Annotated in this window: 19 protein-coding genes; 5 read left to right on the forward strand and 14 right to left on the reverse strand. The window is 62.4% G+C overall.

Going from position 1 to position 18,478, the window contains the following annotated elements; all coding sequences use genetic code 11:
- Positions 1 to 216: 216 nt before the first annotated feature.
- A complete protein-coding gene (locus ACK59Z_RS24610; protein ID WP_003254253.1) occupies positions 217 to 1,539 on the reverse strand; it encodes an ATP-binding protein in 1,323 nt (440 codons plus the stop codon).
- The gene (locus ACK59Z_RS24615; RefSeq protein ID WP_004576176.1) at positions 1,536 to 2,219 is read right to left on the reverse strand and encodes a response regulator transcription factor; all 684 of its coding nucleotides are present in this window, start codon (positions 2,217 to 2,219) and stop codon (positions 1,536 to 1,538) included. The genes ACK59Z_RS24610 and ACK59Z_RS24615 overlap by 4 nt, the downstream gene beginning before the upstream one ends.
- 258 nt (positions 2,220 to 2,477) lie before the next feature.
- On the opposite strand from ACK59Z_RS24615, the gene ACK59Z_RS24620 reads away from it, so the two are divergent.
- From ACK59Z_RS24620 to ACK59Z_RS24630, 3 genes are read left to right on the forward strand one after another with little or no spacing between them, the layout of a single operon-like run.
- A complete protein-coding gene (locus ACK59Z_RS24620) occupies positions 2,478 to 3,824 on the forward strand; it encodes a DUF6861 domain-containing protein (protein WP_409293868.1) in 1,347 nt (448 codons plus the stop codon).
- Between the two features lie 18 nt (positions 3,825 to 3,842).
- Positions 3,843 to 4,460 carry a GAD-like domain-containing protein gene (locus ACK59Z_RS24625; RefSeq protein ID WP_108191781.1) on the forward strand — a complete coding sequence of 206 codons (618 nt, stop codon included), beginning with the start codon at positions 3,843 to 3,845 and terminating at the stop codon, positions 4,458 to 4,460.
- A gap of 22 nt (positions 4,461 to 4,482) precedes the next feature.
- Complete coding sequence (locus ACK59Z_RS24630) at positions 4,483 to 5,109, forward strand: GAD-like domain-containing protein (protein WP_010954984.1); 627 nt, start codon at positions 4,483 to 4,485, stop codon at positions 5,107 to 5,109.
- A 16-nt stretch (positions 5,110 to 5,125) separates the two neighbouring features.
- Here the strand turns inward: ACK59Z_RS24630 and ACK59Z_RS24635 are convergent, their stop codons facing one another.
- The 9 genes from ACK59Z_RS24635 to ccoN form a co-directional block, all read right to left on the reverse strand.
- The gene (locus ACK59Z_RS24635) at positions 5,126 to 5,692 is read right to left on the reverse strand and encodes a nucleotidyltransferase family protein (RefSeq protein ID WP_004576177.1); all 567 of its coding nucleotides are present in this window, start codon (positions 5,690 to 5,692) and stop codon (positions 5,126 to 5,128) included.
- Positions 5,689 to 6,660, reverse strand: a complete 972-nt coding sequence (locus tag ACK59Z_RS24640; protein ID WP_108191780.1) for an XdhC family protein — start codon at positions 6,658 to 6,660, stop codon at positions 5,689 to 5,691. The genes ACK59Z_RS24635 and ACK59Z_RS24640 overlap by 4 nt, the downstream gene beginning before the upstream one ends.
- Positions 6,661 to 6,663: 3 nt before the next feature.
- Complete coding sequence (locus ACK59Z_RS24645) at positions 6,664 to 7,875, reverse strand: cytochrome c (protein ID WP_409293871.1); 1,212 nt, start codon at positions 7,873 to 7,875, stop codon at positions 6,664 to 6,666.
- Positions 7,876 to 7,877: 2 nt separating this feature from the next.
- Complete coding sequence (locus ACK59Z_RS24650; protein WP_003254265.1) at positions 7,878 to 8,414, reverse strand: (2Fe-2S)-binding protein; 537 nt, start codon at positions 8,412 to 8,414, stop codon at positions 7,878 to 7,880.
- Entirely contained in the window at positions 8,407 to 11,238 is a 2,832-nt protein-coding gene (locus tag ACK59Z_RS24655) for a xanthine dehydrogenase family protein molybdopterin-binding subunit (RefSeq protein WP_409293873.1), read from the reverse strand. Before ACK59Z_RS24655 ends, ACK59Z_RS24650 begins: the two co-directional genes overlap by 8 nt.
- Before the next feature lie 579 nt (positions 11,239 to 11,817).
- Entirely contained in the window at positions 11,818 to 12,759 is a 942-nt protein-coding gene (gene ccoP / locus ACK59Z_RS24660; RefSeq protein ID WP_003254283.1) for a cytochrome-c oxidase, cbb3-type subunit III, read from the reverse strand.
- A complete protein-coding gene (locus tag ACK59Z_RS24665; RefSeq protein ID WP_003254282.1) occupies positions 12,756 to 12,950 on the reverse strand; it encodes a cbb3-type cytochrome c oxidase subunit 3 in 195 nt (64 codons plus the stop codon). The genes ccoP and ACK59Z_RS24665 overlap by 4 nt, the downstream gene beginning before the upstream one ends.
- Positions 12,951 to 12,955: 5 nt before the next feature.
- Complete coding sequence (ccoO, locus tag ACK59Z_RS24670) at positions 12,956 to 13,564, reverse strand: cytochrome-c oxidase, cbb3-type subunit II (RefSeq protein WP_003254281.1); 609 nt, start codon at positions 13,562 to 13,564, stop codon at positions 12,956 to 12,958.
- A gap of 13 nt (positions 13,565 to 13,577) precedes the next feature.
- Entirely contained in the window at positions 13,578 to 15,002 is a 1,425-nt protein-coding gene (gene ccoN / locus ACK59Z_RS24675) for a cytochrome-c oxidase, cbb3-type subunit I (protein ID WP_003254280.1), read from the reverse strand.
- A gap of 50 nt (positions 15,003 to 15,052) precedes the next feature.
- Here ccoN and ACK59Z_RS24680 point away from each other — a divergent pair, with 50 nt between their 5' ends.
- Positions 15,053 to 15,745: an alpha/beta family hydrolase gene (locus ACK59Z_RS24680; protein WP_108191813.1), complete on the forward strand. Its 693-nt coding sequence runs from the start codon at positions 15,053 to 15,055 to the stop codon at positions 15,743 to 15,745.
- 114 nt (positions 15,746 to 15,859) lie between these two features.
- Here the strand turns inward: ACK59Z_RS24680 and ACK59Z_RS24685 are convergent, their stop codons facing one another.
- Both ACK59Z_RS24685 and ACK59Z_RS24690 read right to left on the reverse strand, forming a co-directional pair.
- Positions 15,860 to 16,144, reverse strand: a complete 285-nt coding sequence (locus ACK59Z_RS24685; protein ID WP_003254278.1) for a pyrimidine/purine nucleoside phosphorylase — start codon at positions 16,142 to 16,144, stop codon at positions 15,860 to 15,862.
- Between the two features lie 74 nt (positions 16,145 to 16,218).
- Positions 16,219 to 16,770, reverse strand: coding sequence for an exonuclease domain-containing protein (locus tag ACK59Z_RS24690; RefSeq protein ID WP_003254277.1), 552 nt, complete (start codon positions 16,768 to 16,770; stop codon positions 16,219 to 16,221).
- Positions 16,771 to 16,941: 171 nt separating this feature from the next.
- Here ACK59Z_RS24690 and ACK59Z_RS24695 point away from each other — a divergent pair, with 171 nt between their 5' ends.
- Positions 16,942 to 17,742: an ABC transporter substrate-binding protein gene (locus ACK59Z_RS24695; protein ID WP_012051698.1), complete on the forward strand. Its 801-nt coding sequence runs from the start codon at positions 16,942 to 16,944 to the stop codon at positions 17,740 to 17,742.
- Between the two features lie 40 nt (positions 17,743 to 17,782).
- Here ACK59Z_RS24695 and ACK59Z_RS24700 read toward each other — a convergent pair whose 3' ends face one another.
- Positions 17,783 to 18,313: an RNA polymerase factor sigma-70 gene (locus ACK59Z_RS24700; protein WP_003254275.1), complete on the reverse strand. Its 531-nt coding sequence runs from the start codon at positions 18,311 to 18,313 to the stop codon at positions 17,783 to 17,785.
- Positions 18,314 to 18,478: the final 165 nt, after the last annotated feature.

The following is an 18,478-nucleotide window of genomic DNA, read 5'->3' on the forward strand; positions in this document are numbered from 1 at the left end:
TAGAATGTGTTAAGAACAAAGCCCACAGCCCGCCCGCCCTGTGGGAGCGGGTTCACCCGCGAAGAGGCCAGCACAGACAAACCCGCCCCACAGACCGCACCGCCCGTAGGAGCGGGTTCACCCGCGAAGAGGCCAGCACAGACAAACCCGCCCCACAGACCGCACCGCCCGTAGGAGCGGGTTCACCCGCGAAGAGGCCAGCACAGGCAATAAACATCAATGCACCGGACGCGCCGGTACCCGCAACAAGACCCGCAAGCCGTCACTACGGCTGTCAAAGCGCAGGCTACCGGCACACCGCTGCACGATTGCCTGCACTATCGCCAGCCCCAATCCGCAACCACCACTCTGCCCATTACGCCAGAAGCGCTCGGTCAGGTGCTCCAGGTCCGCTTCGGCAATCCCTGGCCCATGGTCACGCACCATGAAGCCCACTTGGCCGTCTGCCATCTGCACGTCCAGCTCTACAGCTTCATCACCGCCATGACGCAAGGCGTTGTCCAGCAGGTTGCGCAGTGCTGCCACCGCCAACGGTGCCGGCATGCCCAGGTAGATTTGCGTAGCCTCCTCAGGCAGACGCAGCACGATACGCCGGTTGTCGCCGCCGCCCGCATCCTGCATCGCCTGCCGCGCCACCTGCTCGGCGCTGCACTGCACGCCATCCTCGAACGACAGGCTGCCTTCCACCCGCGCCAGCATCAGCAACTGCTCAAGCGTGCGGTGCATGCGGTCGGTGCCCTGCTCGGCATGTTCCAGCGCCTGCTCGCGCACTGCACCGTCGGTCATGCGCGCCACCTGCAGGTGGGTCTTGATCGCGGTCAACGGGCTGCGCAGTTCATGCGCGGCATCGTCGGTCAGGCGCCGCTCACGCTCGAGGGTCTGAGCAATGCGCAGGAACAGCTGGTTCTGGGTCTCCAGCAACGGCTGCAACTCGCTGGGCATGCCCGCCACCTGCAGCGGCTCGACACTGTCCGCACGCCTGCGGCGCAAGGCATCACGCATGCGGTTGAGCGGCTCCAGGCCCTTGCCAAGGCCGATCCACAACAGCCCCAGGCTGCCAAGCAGGGCCATCAATACCGGCGCCGATGCCGCCAGCAGAATCGACTGGTTCAGCGCCTCGCGCTCCATGTGCCGGTCGGCCGTGGTGATGCGCACATCGCCGTGGTTGTAGGTAAAGGTGCGCCAAAGCGCATCGTCGATGGTCTGGTCACGGAACCCGCTACGCTCGTCGTCCATGGCGCCATCGTGCTTGTGGTTGCTGGCGAGGATCTCGCCACGCAGCGAGCTGACCTGGCAGGCCATGCCGTCCGGTACGCTGAACTGGTCGGCGGAAAAATGCGCCTCCCCGCCCTTGGCAGTCAGCGGCTGCGGCAACTGGTCGATCAACCCGGCGACCATACGCGCCGACGCCACCAGGCGCTGGTCGAGGGAAAACATCATCTGCTGACGCAGGTCACGCAGCATCCACGCCGCGGCCAGCGCCCAGATGATCACGAAGGCGCTGCCGAGGATCAGGCTCAGGCGTACCCGAAGGCTCATGATGCGGCCTCTTGCGGTGCCTGCGCCGGGCCCAGCCGGTAGCCCAGACCACGCACGGTCTCGACAATGCCGTTACCCAGCTTGCGACGCAGGTGGTGGATGTGCACATTCAGGGCGTTGCTCTCGACCTCGTCGCTGAAACCGTATACGCAGTCCTTCAGTTGCTCGCTGGACAGCACGCGCCCGGGGTTCTGCAGCAGCGCCTGGAGCAGGGCCTGCTCACGGCGGGACAGGTCGACATGCTGGCCGGCCAAGGTCGCCTCGCAGCTACTCGGGTCATAGCGCAGCGGGCCGTGCTCGATCACGTTCACCGCCCGCCCGGCCACCCGCCGCAGCAAGGTATGCAGGCGTGCGGCCAGCTCGCGCAGATCGAAGGGCTTGAGCAGGTAATCGTCGGCACCGGCCTGCAGGCCATCGACACGATCGGTGACGGCATCGCGGGCGGTGAGCACCAGTACCGGCAGGGTCTCGCCTTTTTCGCGCAGGCGGCGCAGCAGCTTGAGGCCATCTTCGTCGGGCAGGCCGAGGTCGAGGATCATCACGTCGAACTGCGCGGCCTGCAGCATCGCCCGCGCAGCGGCGGCGTTGCCAACCCGGTCCACGGTCAAGCCCTGAGCGGTGAGGCCGGCGCAGATGCCGGCGGCGATCAGGTCGTCGTCCTCGCAGAGCAGAACGTGCATGGTGGGGCTCCCGGAGTGGTGTGGCTGGTATTGCACCTTGGGCGGATTAAGGGGGGATTATGGACCTTTTGGGGAGGGTTGGGGGGAGATCGAGCGCCGCGCGGGTCGCCACCCTGCCCCTCGCAGCCTCAACCCCAATTCCCGAGCTTCTCGAACACAACAGAAACGAAGTCTCCCTTTCCTACAACCGACTCAGAAACCTCTGATCCGAATCCATGATGGGATTTCCCCCTGCACGCGCTGTCAGGGAGACACCTCATGTACCTGGATTACCTCGTGCCCTCCTGGCACGAGATCGAGTCACGTGTCATCGCCATGGTGGGCTACCCAAGCGGTGGCCAGTTCCGCACCGGCCTCAATGAAGAGGTCGCCTCGCTGGGCCTCAACCTGCGCCGGATCGAAGCTGTCCGCACAGCCTTCTACCACGCCGAATGGCAGGCGGCGAACATGCTACGGCAGCGCTTCGCCGACCTCGACATCAACAGCATCATCGACGAACTGCTGAGGGTCGTGCAGCAGATGGCGATGATCGTCATCGGCAGCACCGTTACCGGCGGCCTGCTCGGAGCGGGGGTTGGCGCATTCACTGGCGGCGCCGGAACCATTCCGTTTGCCGGCGCGGGCGCGGCCATAGGCCTCAAGGTCAGCGGCTGGATCCTCGGAGCGCTGGGGCTGGCCTCCATCGCCGAGTTATTCATCGACGGCTTGCCGCGGATCGGCGAGTACTACGTCGATGGCATCCGCTTCGCCTGGGAAGGCACCTGCGGCAATGAAGGCACCGGCCCGTTCTGCCGGGACGCCCCCTATGCGATATCTCGGGCCACGCATCAGATTGCCCAAGGCCATGTGGAAGTCGTGGTGCTGTTGTTGGGGGCGATCGTGTCATACCTCACCCGCGGACGCGGCGATGCCCGAGTGCTGGCCCAGGAGATGGCGGCCAGCCGCAAAGGCGCGCGGCTGGGGCAATGGATGCTCAAGCATGAAGAGGGGTTGAAGAAACGGCCGGATCTGCAAGTGCCGGAGCGGCGCAAAGGGATGATGGATGATCCGCAGCCAGTTCAGCCGAATCGGCAGGCGGGAAAAGACAAGGAGCACCCCACAGGGAAGCCCGGTAGCATGCCGTTGCATACGGTGGCGTGTTTCAAGGCGGATAAATTGCCAGCGTCGAAGCATGGCGAGTTTGAGCGGCAGTTGAAGGGGCAACAGGATGGGTTGAATCGGCTGACGGTTGAGGAGTTTTTGGAGAATGTTGCCAATCCTGTAAAGCGTGACCCTGCGGTCGCACGCGCTGCACGCAGGGATCTACAAGACCGGTTGGAAAAAAGAATCAACAAGGAGCTGCTCGCCGAAATGAGCCCAGCAGAAGCAACTAGACTGTCGACCATAAAGGCGAAAGAGACGATGGCCACCTTGGCCGCGCTACACAATCCCGACTTAAGCGCGGGTGGCAGAGACATGATCTCAGACTTTGGCGACAGGCAAGTCAACTCCAGCATTGGTGCTCAATGGCGAAACAGACTAGCCAGCATAAAAGAGGCTGCGGAAAAATCGCCGAAATTCGGCACCCACTCGACTTACATGAATGTAAGACTTCATAAGTGCTAACGATAAGAGGCATCGCAAATGGATGAGGTATTCTCCATATTCCTTGACAATATAGGCGCGCCTTTTTCGCGTCGAGAGGTGCCCCCCTCCAGCATTGATCGCTATAACGGAAAACTTCCAGCGTTGTTACTTGCATACTGGAAAGAGCATGGATGGTGTGGTTTTGGCGAAGGTATATTCTGGCTGGTTAATCCACAGGAGTATGAGGGCGTTGTCTCATCCTGGACCGAGGGCACCCCCCTTGAAAACCGGGACACTTACCACTTGATTGCCAGAAGCGCTTTCGGCGACCTGTATCTTTGGGGAGAGAACAGTGGCTTTTCAGTAAAAATCACAAGTCTTCTGTCCCGTTACACAGGTGAAAACTGCACACTCACTGAAACGGAAGCAACCAGAGAGGTCCAAAGCTTCTTTCTATCAAGAAAAAAAGAACACAACGACTTTGAAAGCCTTTTTGAGCCCGCGAAGAAAAAGCTGGGCATCTTGAAAGAAGATGAGATATATGCATTTGTTCCTGCATTGATGCTGGGAGGGCGCCCCGACCTCAAAAACCTGGAAAAACTTAAAGCAATAGAGCATTTAATTTTGCTGTCTCAAATCACCGAACTCGAACCCTACAGCTTCTCTGACTTCTGAGCACACAAAAGGACCTAAACGAATGGATGTCATCTTCAGCATTTTCCTGGAAACCTTCGGCGACCCCATCGGCCAGCAACCCGTACCACCTGCCGCTGTCGATCATTACCAAGGCAAACTCCCCAATCGCCTCCTTGAATACTGGCAAGACCACGGCTGGTGCGGCTACGGCGGCGGCTTGTTCTGGCTTGTAAATCCTCAGGAATACCAGGGTGTAGTGGCCTCTTGGTTGGCAGGTACGCACTTCGAAGCATGCGACACTTATCACCTCATCGCCCGCAGCGCTTTTGGCGACCTGTACCTATGGGGTGAGAAAACTGGTTCGGTGCTGACCATCGCGGCCTACCATTCCCGTTACCTCGATGGCGCTCACAGCTCAGGCGACGAAGAACGGGACAACAAGATCCACGGTTTGCTCATGTGGCTGATGACCGAGTGCGTCTACTTCGACGACCTGTTCGAACCTGCCAGGGAACGGCTCGGCACCCTGGGCTCAGACGAAATGTATGGCTTTGTCCCCGCCTTGATGCTGGGAGGCCCAGACAGCCTTGAGCGTCTTGAAAAGCTGAAGGCAGTGGAGCATCTGGTGCTGCTTTCCCAACTGAGCGAACTCGAACCCTATGAACTCACTGGCGAAGAAGATGAATAGCCTTTGACGAACGCATTCAAGGGCGCACCGCATCCGGCCTATCGACATCCTGCAACACACCGGCATCCTGCACCTCTAGCCTGACGCAAACCGCTGGGTTGGCCTTGACCACCGAACGCGCCCCTTCATCACCCTTCAGCCGGGCAAGCGCCGGCCAAAAATCGCGCCCGAACAACACCGGATGGCCCTGTCGTCCAGCATGACAAGGCAGGACTATCGTTGACCCACTGGCCTCGCGTGCAAGCAAATCCAGGGTCGCGGACGCCACCCAGGGCATATCACCCAACAGAATCGCTACTGCCTGCGCCTCGCTGTCAGCCAGCGAAGCGGCACCGGCCGCCAGGCTATGGCCCATGCCCAATGTGAAATCCGGACTGGAGACCACCCTGCACCGCGCAGGCAACCCCAGGTCCACGCCTCGCTCCCCTTCACGCAACACCACCCGCACATCATCGAACACTGCGCAGGCGCTCTCTACGCTGTGTACCAGCAAGCTTCGACCGTCAGCCAGCAGCGAACGGCGCTTGTCAGCGCCGAAACGCACACTGCTGCCTGCCGCCAATACCAACGCAACCACGCTCACAGCGCCGCCCGCTCGATGCCATTGCGCGCACGAAGAATATCGGCCAGTACCGCCAGGGCGATCTCGGCCGGGGTCTTGCTGCCCAGGTTCAGGCCAATCGGCGCATGGATGCGCGCCAGCTCGTCGCAACCCAGGCCACCAATTCGCTGCAAGCGTTCGCGACGCTTGTCGGAGGTGGCCTTGGAGCCCATCACGCCGATGTAGAACGCTTCGGTCCGCACGGCTTCAAGCATGGCCAGGTCATCGATTTTTGGATCATGGGTCAATGCCACCACTGCCGTATCGGCATGGCAACCGCCATTGGCGATGAATTCCGACGGCAGCTCGCGGCGCACCTCTATGCCATTCAGCACTACGCCGTCGAGTACTTCGTCACGCGGCTCGCAAAGGATGACCTCAAAACCCAGCCCCCTGCCGAATTCAGCGCAAAAATGCGCCACGCTGGAATAGCCGGCCAGCAGCAGCCGCTGGGCGGCACCGACACGCAAGCGCACCCGGGCATTTTCCCGTTCGACCCGTGGCCCCTGACTATGGTCATCGAGCAGCTGGCGGGTACCCGTTGGCAGGCTCACCTCACGCAGTACCCGGCGCTGGCCCAGCAGCGCACGTTCCAACTCACGCAGATGCGCCTGCACCTCGCATTCAACCGGCAGGTTCTCCACCAGTACTTCAAGCACACCGCCACACGGCAGGCGAACGCGCGAACGCGGGTCCCTGCCGTCGCCATAACGCACGATGGCAACCGGCTCAGGGAATTCCCCGAGGGCCACGCGTTCGAGAAAGTCGTCTTCGACACAGCCACCGGACAGCGAGCCCAGCCACTGGCCGCTGGCGTTGACCGCCAGCAGCGAACCCGGCGCACGCGGCGCCGAGCCGTAGGTGGCGAGCACCGTGCACAACCATACCCGCTGGCCGTTGCAGGACCACTGCAAAGCCTGACGGACCACCTGGAGATCGAGATGCTGCACGCTTTACTCCGCCTTCAGCTCGGCGAGCTGCTGTACGTTCAGGTCGCCGGGCAATCCACCCCAGGCCTGGCGCAGGTAGTTGACCATATCCGTCACCTGTTGGTCATCAAGCTTGTCGGCAAAGCCCGGCATCGGCTGCATGCGCTCGAAGCCGGTGAACTGCTGTTCACGGATGCCCTCGAGGACCACCTTGACCAGATTGCGCGAGTCGGCCTGGCGCAGCACAGTGTTGCCGCGCATGGCCACGGCGATGTGCGGCTGGCCCTCGCCGTCGACCCCATGGCAGCCGGCGCAGACGTTCAGGTACTGCTGGTGGCCCCGCTTGGCACTGTCGCTCATCTGCTCCAGGGCAACGGCCTCGATAGCCTTGGCCGGCGGCGGCTGGTCACCCAGCAGGTAGGTGGCCATGGCCGCAAGGTCTGCATCTTCAAGGTGCTGGGTGCTGTGGTGCACCACCGGGAACATCTCGTTGAACATGCTGCCTTGGGCGCTGATGCCGTGCTTGAGGAAGGTGGTCAGGTCCGGCTGGGTCCAGCCGCGCTCGGCCAGGTCCTGGGCCAGCAGGCTTGGCGCCAGGTAGCCACCCAGCAGGCCGCCGCTCAGGCGTTGGTCCTGCTGCAGCGCACCGATCGGGTTGCGCGGGGTATGGCATTCACCACAATGGCCCATGACCTCGACCATGTACTGGCCGCGCTGCCAGGCCGGGCTTTTGCCCTCGGTCGGCTGCAGTTGCACGCTCTTGCCATACAGCATGTTCCAGCCGCTGAGCCCCATGCGGACATTGAACGGGAAGCGCAACGCGGTCTGCGGTGCCGGGCGGTTGATCGGCGGTATGGTCATCAGGTAGGCGAGGATCGCGTCCGAGTCTTCACGCTTGATCAGGTGGTACGAGGTGTAAGGCATCGCAGGATAAAGGTTGGCGCCGTCCTTGCGCTTGCCCTCGGTGACTGCGGCGAAGAACTCGTCGGCGCTGTAGTTACCGATGCCGTACTGTTTGTCCGGGGTGATATTGCTGCCATAAATGGTGCCGAACGGCGAATGGATCGGCAGCCCGCCCGCATACGGCGCGCCGCCTTCGGCAGTATGGCAGGCCATGCAGTCGGCCGCGCGGGCCAGGTATTCACCGCGCTTGACCTGCGCATCGTCGGCCGCCAAGGCAAACGAACTGACCGCCAGCCCGAGGGCCAATGCCGAGGCGCTACGTACGAAGCCCATGTTCAACCCTCCTTGACCAGGCCGAGATCGTTGAGCACCTTGCGGGTGGCATCGTAGTAACGCACGTAGCCTGTGCAGCGGCAGATGTGGTGACCGAGGCTGGCCTCGATGCGGTCTTCCACTTCGCTCTTCTTCAACGGCTGGCGCTGGGCCGTTTCCACCAGCACGGTAGCGGCGTTGACGAAGCCTGGTGCGCAGTAGCTGCACTGGAAGGCGAACAGGTCGACGAACTTCTGCTGGATCGGGTTGAGCGTCAGGTTGCCGGCCTCGTCTTTTTTGGCATGGCCTTCGATGGTGCGAACCTTCTTGCCTTCGAAGTAATGCGCACCGGTGATGCAGGTGCGCACTTCTTCGCTGGTGCCGTCGGGGTTGTCGACGATCACCACGCAGGCGTGGCAGATGCCCTGGCCGCAACCCAGGCGCGAGCCGGTGAGGTTCTGGTGTTCGTGCAGGTAGTCGATCATCGCCAGGTCCGCGGGGACCTCGACCGGCCCGACCGGTTGACCGTTGAGCGTCAGTTGCAGTGGACGGTTAGCCATTGAGGGCCTCCTTGATACGGGCTGGGGTGATGGGGAGATCGCGCACGCGCTTGCCGATGGCATGCGCGACGGCATTGCCGATGGCACCGACGACCGGGATCATCACCACTTCGGCGATGCCCTTGGAGGGGTCGGTCGGTGACAGCGGCGGGAGGTTTTCGCTGGTCGGCTGCCACACCGCCACATCGCGCGCATGCGGCAGGCGGTAGCGGTTGAAGTTCCAGTCGCCCTCCCCGGGCCCACCCTCGTACAACGGCATTTCTTCGGTCAGTGCATGGCCAATGCCCATGGCGATACCGCCTTCGAGCTGGCCCTTGACCAGTTCCGGCACCAGCACCCGGCCACACTCGACCCAACTGTGGTGGTTGAGCACCTGCGTGTCCAAGGTGCCTTTGTTGACCTTGACCTCGACGATGGTCGCCACCGGGCTGTAGTAGGTGACCATGGCGTTGTTCAGCTGGGTGTCGGGGTAGGCCGCATTCTGCCGGTCGAGCAGGTGATAGCCATGGCTGCCCATCTGCGCCTTCTTGGCATTCACCGCACCATCGCCGTATTTCACCGCCATGGCATCGAGCGGGAAGCGCTCGCGCACGCCATCAATGACAAAGTCGGCCTCGGCCCAGCTCCAGCGGTTGAAGCCGTGCACGCTCACGCCGGTAACCAGCCCCATGTCGTGGGCCTTCTGCGCCAGCTGGGCAAACGGAATCGGCGCCAGGCCGTTGCCGGTCAGCTCACCGTTGACCCACACCGCATTTTCACGGCGCACCACCAACGGGTTGGCCTGGCCGCCGTGCGGGCCCTGGCTCCAGATCGCCATGGCCGCCGGCCACAACCCATGATTGAACAGCACACGCGCCGCTTCGCGGGTGGCATGGCTGAAGTAGAACGCCGAGTTGGTCGCCGACGATGGCGACGCCAGCTTGCCGACCCAGCGCGGGTTGCGCAGCGCGGCGTCCTGTTCGGGCTGACTGATCAGGTAGGGGTTGCCGCTGGTGGTCAGCTGCAGCTCCGGCCATTCGGTGACCGCGGTCTTCACCTCGTCGGCCGAACGGCCAAGGAAGTCGCTGATCACCAGTGCTTGGGAAGTGGACATGCCAGTGCCCAGCTCGGTGCCGATATGGCGCAGGCTGATGCGGCCATCGGCGCTGAACTCGACACTGGCCATCGGCGCCTCGGAACCTGTGCCGAAGTCCTTCTGGCAGATGGCGAAGCCGACGCCGTACCAGTGGTCCGGGTCCTTGGCGTCCATCTGTTGCTTGCGCGCATCGCGGTTGCGCCACCACTCGTGCACAGCGGCCTTGTCGAGGATTTCGTACAGGCGCAGGGCGCCGGCCGGGACCGCACCCTGGGTGTTCTTCATGCCCGACTTCAGCGCGTTGGCGCGGCGCAGGTCGATGGCATCGACGCCCAGGCGGCCGGCGATCTCATCCACCATCATCTCGGTGGCCGCCATGCTCTGCAGGGTGCCGTAACCGCGCATGGAGCCGGCCTCGACGCCACGGGAATAGTAGGCGGTCACCGACAGGTCGTTCTGTGGCATGTAGTAGATCGACTGCGCTGCCGTGGCGCCCACGGCTGCCACCGACGGGCTGTAGTTGATGCGCCCGCCGCCGTCGCAGCTCATGTCGGCGCGGAAGATCTTGAAGCTGTTGTCCTTCTTGTCCACCGCCAGCTGGTAGCGGATATCGAAGGCATGGCGCTTGATACCGCTCTGGAACTGCTCGTAGCGGTCGTTGGCCAGGCGGATCGGCACGCCGGCGCCGTAAAGCGCAGCCACCGCGGCATAGAAGACGAAGATGTTGTTGTCTTTTGAGCCATAGCCCACGGTATAGCCCGGGTGCATGTTCAGCGTGTTCAGGGCAAAGCGCGACGGCTTGATCATGTGCACGCATTCCTGCGCCACTTCGAACGGGCACTGAGTGGCGACCACGAAGTGCAGCGTGCCCGTGGCCGGGTCATACCAGCCGTTACCGTTGTCCGGCTCCAGCGCGGCAGGTTCGATGGACGGCGTCTTGTAGCGCTCGTCGAACACCAGCCAGTCCTCGGGCGGGTTGTCCAGCTGCTCGGCCATGCGCTTGGCGTAGAACAACCCCTGCTCGGTCAGGTCGCCGTGCTGGTTGGGCTGCTTCGACCACACCGGCTTGCGGTTGAGAATGGTGGGGAACAGCATTGAGTTCTTCAGGCTGGAGAACTCATCGTCGTCGAACGGCGTGGCGCCGCCCACCCGCACGAAGCGGAAGCTGCCATAAGGGTCGCGCTGGTACAGCGGCGCCTGGGCACCGTAACGGATCGCCTGCTGATTGAACTGCAGCTTGCGCTTGGCCTGGCGGAAGCGCTCGAAGTCGTGCCAGATCAGGATCGCCACCGGGTGGCCGATGAACATCGGCACCTTGCCGGGCGGCAGCAGCGGGTCGGGCGAATGGGCCTCGGGCCAGGCAATGCCGTCCTGTTCGAGGTCGGCGGCGGTGACGATGCGGTCCGGCTGCAGGTCGGTGCCGAGCAGGCTGAGGTCATGCCCGGCATAGATACGATCAACCGTGGTGGCCTTGAGCAGCAGCGCATGGCCCTGCTGCGCGGGCCACCCGGGCATGTCCTTGGCGCGGATGTCGCGGGCGAACACTTTGTCGCCGCAGACCTTGGACAAGGCATCGTTACGGAAACGCGCCTTGCCGTCGTGGTTCATCCACTTCTGCGGCGAAGTGGTAACGCGCTCCTCCATCAACGCGGCGAAGGCCTGGCTGCCAAGTGGCGCCATGGTCACGCCGACACCAGCGATCAGGCCGCCTTGCAGGAAGGCGCGCCGGGAAATATCACGGTTGGACATGCTTGATCCTCTGGGCAGTTGGGGCCTGCCCTTTCTTTTGATTCTTGGCCTGGCTTGATAAAAGCTGACCTTGGCGTCAACTTTACAGCAATTGGGTGGATATAGGCAAAGTCAAGCCGACAATGTGTCGCGGTGTGTATAGGGCAAGGGGTGGAATTCGCGCTTTGGCGGGTAGGTGTTTGGCGGGAGAGTTTCAGCGCCTGGTAGGTGTTCGCCGCGAGAGTTTCAGCGCCTGGTAGGTGTTCGCCGGGAGAGTTTCAGCGCCCGGTAGGTGTTCGCCGGGAGAGTTTCAGCGCCTGTGAGATCGAGCGCCGCCCGCGCGGCGCTTCGCGGGCAAACCCGCTCCTACGTTTGTTTCGGGCCAATTATTCCTGTGGGATTTGCGCGCGACCGCCTTGGCGCATGTCTCGATATCGCGTCGTACAAACAAGGCGGTCGCGCGCGACTGGTGCAGGAGGGACTGGCCCGAAACAAACGTAGGAGCGGGTTTACCCGCGAAGCGCCGCGCGGGCGGCGCTCGATCTCACAGGCGGCAAATGCCTTTCGGCGGACTCACTTGGCAAATCCCTTTCGGCGAACTCACTTGGCCGTCACGGTCTCAGCCGAACCACCCTGCGACAGGCTATACACGTAAGCCGCCAGCAGGTGCACCTTGTCATTCCCTTGGATCTCGGCCTGCGCCGGCATTTGCCCCTGGCGACCATAACGAATGGTCTGCTGCAGCTGGGCAAAGCTCGAGCCATAGATGAACGCCTGCGGGTGGGTCAGGTTCGGTGCACCCATGGCAGGCGTACCTTTACCTTCCGGCCCGTGGCAGGCCACGCAGTTGGCTGCGAAGATCTTCTGCCCGTTCTCCACATTGGCCTTCGCCCCCTCAGGCAGTGTGCGGCCATCGAGTTTGCTGACCACGAACGCAGCCACGTCGGCCACGCCCTGGTCACCGATCACTTCGGCCCAGGCCGGCATCACGCCATGGCGACCGCTCATGATGGTGGTCTTGATGGTTTCCGGATCGCCGCCCCAGCGCCAGTCATTGTCGGTGAGGTTGGGGAAGCCGAAGGCGCCCTTGGCGTCGGAACCGTGGCACACCGAGCAGTTGGAGGCGAACAGGCGGCTGCCCATTTTCAGCGCCTGCGGGTCCTTCGCCACTTCTTCTACGGGCATGGCGGCGTATTTGGCGAAGATCGGACCGAACCTGGCATCGGCCTTGTCCATTTCCTTCTGCCATTCGTTGGCGCCAGTCCAGCCATTTTCATAGCCCGGCAGGATGCCTTTCCAGTTGCCCAGGCCCGGGTAGAGGATCAGGTAGCCGACCGAGAACGCCAAGGTGCCCACGAACAGCCAGAACCACCACTTGGGCAGCGGGTTGTCGTACTCCTCGATGCCGTCGAAGCTGTGGCCCATGGTCTCGTCGGTGGTGTTGTTGCTCTGGCCCTTGCGCGTGGCGAGCAGTAGCCAGGTCAGGCCAATCAGGCTACCGATGGTCAGTACGCTGATGTACGTACTCCAGAAGGTGGTCATTGCCCGTTACTCCTTTTTGCAGCAGGCTCCTGCCCGGCAGGGGGCAGGCGGTCGTCGACGAAGGGCAGCAGGCGCGCTTCGGCGAAATCACGGTCGCGGCGGCGGTTGAAGACCCACAGGGTGAGGCCGATAAAGGCAATCATCACCACCAGGGTGCCCACACCGCGGATCATGCCGATGTCCATTTCCATCGCACTCACCTCTTGTTCTTGATCGCGGTGCCGAGCACCTGCAGGTAGGCGACCAGTGCGTCCATCTCGGTCTTGCCTTTGACCGCTTCACGGGCGCCGGCAATGTCGTCGTCGGTGTACGGCACGCCCAGGGTGCGCAGGGTGCGCATCTTGACGTCGGTGTGGCTGTTGTCGACCTGCTGGGCAACCAGCCACGGGTAGGACGGCATCTTCGACTCCGGTACCACGTTGCGCGGGTTGTACAGGTGCGCACGGTGCCAGTCGTCCGAGTAGCGGCCACCGACCCGGGCCAGGTCCGGCCCGGTGCGCTTGGAGCCCCACAGGAACGGGTGGTCCCACACGCTTTCACCGGCCACCGAGTAGTGGCCGTACCGCTCAGTTTCGGCACGGAACGGGCGGATCATCTGCGAGTGGCAGCCCACGCAACCTTCGCGGATGTAGACATCGCGGCCTTCCAGTTGCAGCGCGGTATAGGGCTTCATGCCTTCGACCGGTTTGTTGGTGACGTCCTGGAAGAACAGCGGGACGATCTGGGTCAGGCCGCCGATGCTGACGGCAAATACCATCAGCAGGGCCATCAGGCCGACGTTTTTCTCGATGACTTCATGTTTCATCAGGCGTTTCTCCTCAAGCCAACTGGGCGTTCGCAGGGGCGACGTCAAGCGCTGGCGAACGCACGGTGCGCCAGGTGTTCCAGGCCATCAGGAACATGCCGCTGAGGAAGATCGCGCCGCCGACGAAGCGCACGACGAAGCCTGGGTGGCTGGCCACCAAGGTTTCCACGAACGAGTAGGTGAGCGTGCCGTCGCTGTTGACCGCGCGCCACATCAGGCCCTGGGCGATGCCGTTGACCCACATCGAGGCGATGTACAGCACGGTACCAATGGTGGCCAGCCAGAAGTGCGCATTGATCAGGCCGAGGCTGTACATGCGTTCTTTGCCGAACACTTTGGGAATGGTGTGGTACAGCGCGCCGATCGAGATCATCGCTACCCAGCCGAGGGCGCCGGCGTGGACGTGGCCGATGGTCCAGTCGGTGTAGTGGGACAGGGCGTTGACCGTCTTGATGGCCATCATTGGCCCTTCGAAGGTGGACATGCCGTAGAACGCCAGCGACACCACCAGGAAGCGCAGGATTGGGTCGCTGCGCAGTTTGTGCCAGGCGCCCGACAGGGTCATCATGCCGTTGATCATGCCGCCCCAGCTTGGCGCCAGCAGGATCAGCGACATCACCATGCCCAGCGACTGCGCCCAATCGGGCAGGGCGGTGTAGTGCAGGTGGTGCGGGCCGGCCCAGATGTACAGGGTGATCAGCGCCCAGAAGTGCACGATCGACAAGCGATACGAATACACCGGCCGTTCGGCCTGCTTGGGCACGTAGTAGTACATCATCCCCAGGAAGCCTGCGGTCAGGAAGAAGCCCACCGCGTTATGGCCGTACCACCACTGCACCATGGCATCGGTGGCGCCTGCGTAGACCGAATAGGATTTGGTCAGGCTGACCGGCAGCTCCAGGTTGTTGACGATGTGCAGCAGCGCCACGGTCAGGATGAAGGCGCCGAAGAACCAGTTGCCGACGTAGATGTGTTTGGTGTTGCGCTTCATCAGCGTGCCAAAGAACACGATGGCGTAGCCCACCCAGACGATGGTGATCAGAATGTCGATCGGCCATTCCAGTTCGGCGTATTCCTTGGAGCTGGTGTAGCCCAGCGGCAGGCTGATGGCCGCCAGCAGGATAACCAGTTGCCAGCCCCAGAACGTGAACGCGGCCAGGCCCGGTGCGAACAGGGTGGTCTGGCAGGTGCGTTGCACCGAATAATAGGAGGTGGCGAACAGTGCGCAGCCGCCGAACGCGAAGATCACCGCATTGGTATGCAGCGGGCGCAGGCGGCCGAAGCTGGTCCAGGGGAGGTCGAAGTTGAGGGACGGCCAGGCGAGCTGGGCGGCGATGAAGACGCCGAGCCCCATCCCGACGATTCCCCACACCACCGTCATGATGGCGAATTGGCGGACCACCTTGTAGTTATAGGCGGTACTGCTGGTTGTGTTCATGTATGGGTTCCCATCCACGGTTATTTGGCAGGCTTTACAGCGAGGCAAGCATGATTAATGGGCAAAGTGCCGGTATTGACGGGGATCAATGGGCGAAGGTCGCAAATGTCCCAGGCTTGCGCTGCGATCCTCCGCGGTTTGAAGGTAAAGAGGGCTACAAGGGGGGCCTGATCCTGGCTCATGGCGCGGGTGCGCCGATGGACAGCGGGTTCATGGACGAAATGGCGCAAAGGCTTGCGGCTCTTGGGGTAGCGGTAGTGCGCTTCGAGTTCCCGTACATGGCCGAGCGCAGGGTTACCGGTGGCAAGCGGCCGCCGAACCCGCAGAAGGTGTTGCTTGAATGCTGGCGCGAGGTGTACCGGCAAGTGCGACCTTTGGTCGCGGGCAAGCTGGCCGTGGGTGGCAAGTCCATGGGCGGGCGCATGGCGAGCCTGCTGGCCGACGAATTGGGCGCGGATGCGCTGGTGTGCCTGGGCTATCCGTTCTACGCGGTGGGTAAACCCGAGAAGCCACGGGTAGAGCACCTGGCCGAGTTGAAAACACCGACGTTGATCGTGCAGGGCGAGCGGGATGCGCTGGGTAACCGCGAGGCGGTGGCGGGGTATGCGTTGTCGCCGGCGATCGAGGTGAGCTGGCTAGTGGCGGGGGACCATGATCTGAAGCCGTTGAAGGCTTCGGGGTTCAGCCATGAGCAGCATTTGCAGGCGGCGGCTGAACGTGTTGCTGATTTCCTGAAGGATTAGTGCTGGATTCTTCGCGGGTAAACCCGCACCTACAAGGACCGCACACCATCGAAGGTCGGCTCAGCACCCTGTAGGAGCGGGTTTACCCGCGAAGAGGCCGGAACAGGCAGGCGCTTAGTCGCGGTATTCGCACAGGTAAGCGGTATCCACCTTCACCTGCAGCTGGAACTTGCTATCAGCCGGCACGTTGAACTTGTCACCGGCGTTGAAGGTTTCCCAGTTGTCGCTACCCGGCAGTTTCACGGTCAGCGCGCCCGATACCACATGCATGATCTCACGCTTGGCAGTGCCGAATTCGTATTCGCCCGGAGCCATGACGCCGACAGTGGCCGGGCCTTCTTCGCCCGAGAATGCGATCGACTTGACGGTGCCGTTGAAGTACTCGTTGACCTGGAACATGGGCGACTCCTGAAAAGAGGTGCTGAAAAAGGGCTGGCCAGTATGCCCAAGGCCACAGGCCTCGTCATCTGCTTTCAGGGGCTGTGGGCGGGCAGGGTCAACGGTAATAGCCGCGCCGTGTTGCGCGCATCTTCCAGGGCCCTGTGCTGTTGCCCGCAAAAGTGCATGCCGGCCAGTTGCAGGGCGCCGTTCAGGCCGGTGGGGCGTTGCAGGTGGCGGGCCTTGGCAAAGCGTTGCTTGAGGTTGATATGCGGCAGTGTGCGCAGCAGACTGTCGAGGCCGTGCTGCTGCCACTCCTGGTGCAATTGCTGGCGGTCGTAGTCGCCCCAGCTGACCCAGGCCTGAAGCTGCCCGCGGTGGTGCCCCAGCCAGCGCTCGAAGCTTGCCCACACCTCGCGAAACGGCGCGGCGTTGTCCACGTCGGCCTGGCTGATGTGGGTCAGCTCACGGCAGAACGGGGTCAGCTGCGGCCGCCGCCGTGGCTTTACAAAACGCTGGAAATGGTCGACCTCGCGGCCTTCGCGGGTCACCAGGCTTGCGCCGATTTCAATGATTTCCATCTCTGTGACCGGCCACCCACCATCGTCGGTGGTGGCTTCCAGGTCGATCACCAACCAATGGCCCATACCAGGCTCCCATGCAGATCCTGCTAGAGCGTAGCCAATGTACGGGCATACGGCATCCTATGGCATTTTGCCGCCTGCTTTGGCACAAAGAGCAGACGCCAGTAGTTGTGCCGCCCCTGGAAAACGCCTAGCTTAAGCGCATACAGGCATAAACCGTGATGAGTGTCCGTCTTGACTCCAGCGCCCGGCCTCAAGGCCTTGTCCACCCTGATGCTGCTGGCCGTGTTCTGGTTGGCGGCACCGGTATGGGCTGGCGAGGCGGTTGAAGTGAAGATTGGCGCAGCCCATTTCCCGCCTTACACAGTGCGCCCTGAGCAAGGTGCCGATACCGGTTTGCTGCCGCAGTTGGTCGATGCACTCAACCGGGCGCAGCAGCACTATCACTTCGTTCTGGTACCTACGTCTATCCAGCGGCGCTTCGGTGACTTCCAGCAGGGCCGCACCGACATGGCCATTTTCGAGAACCCACAATGGGGCTGGGAGCAGATTGCCCATCAGACCGTGGACATGGGCCTGGAGGATGCCGAAGTGTTCGTCGCCCGCAAGGAAAACGGCAGTGATCCGCGTTACTTCGACAACCTGCGCGGCAAACGCCTGGCCTTGTTCAACGGCTACCACTACGCGTTCGCCAGCTTCAACGCTGACCCCGATTACCTGCGCAAGACATACAACGCGACCCTGACCTATTCCCACGACAGCAACCTGCTGATGGTGCAGGCCGGCCGCGCCGATATCGCCCTGGTCACGCGTTCCTACCTCAGCGATTTCCTGGCACGCAACCCGGCGAGCAAGGCGCAGCTGGTGCCTTCGCAACGCATTGACCAGGTCTATCACCACTACGCCTTGCTGCGCCCGGGGGCGCCTATCGGCGAGCAGACGTTCGCTGCACTGCTGCGTGGCCTGCGTGACAGCGGTGAACTGGCGCGGATTTTCGAGCCCTACCGCATCACAGTCAGCACGCGCAGGCCTTGATTCCCGCCCGACGGCCTCGCCAATGTTCTCGAAGAATGACTCAGACCTGCCGGTTGGCGGTCTTGCGGCAATGCACCAGTGCATCGCGGATCATGAAGTTGACCAAGGTCGGCGACACCCCCAGTTCCTTGGCAATGTCCTTTTGCGGTACCCCATGCAGGCGGTACATCTCGAACGCATAGCGGGTACGTTGCGGCAGCTCGTTCAGCGCTTCGGCGATGTCGTCCAGTGCGGCGAGGTTGATATGGGTGGCTTCGGGCGAGGCGTTCTGGATAACCACATTCAGGCCTTCCTCCTCGCTGCCGGAGTACTTCAGCTCCATCGTCTGCTTGCGGTAGTGGTCGATCGCAAGGTTGCGCACGATCTGGAACAGGTAGCTTAGTTGCGCCTTGAACGACGAAGTGATCTGCGGGGCAGCGCCGAGCCGGAAGAAGGCGTCTTGCACCACATCCTCGGCGCGGGAGCGGCAGCCAGTGATGCGGGCAGCAATCTTGACCAGGATGCTGCGGTTGTCGACGAAGGCCTGCAGTAATGGTGAATCGCACTTACTTGTGGATAGTTGTTCCGCCATGGAAATCACCTTGTCACAGAGGGGAAAGGAGGCGCCCAGGGGTGGGTCGCTTCCTACGACGTGCGACAAGCTATTCAGAATGATAATGATTGTCAAATGCGAAACTAAATTATTATTGGGTGTTTCTGTTCTAAGGGGGGCATACCTCAAGGTATGCCCCCAACC

The organism is Pseudomonas sp. KCJK9058 (genome assembly GCF_046230975.1).
Classification (GTDB): domain Bacteria; phylum Pseudomonadota; class Gammaproteobacteria; order Pseudomonadales; family Pseudomonadaceae; genus Aquipseudomonas; species Aquipseudomonas alloputida.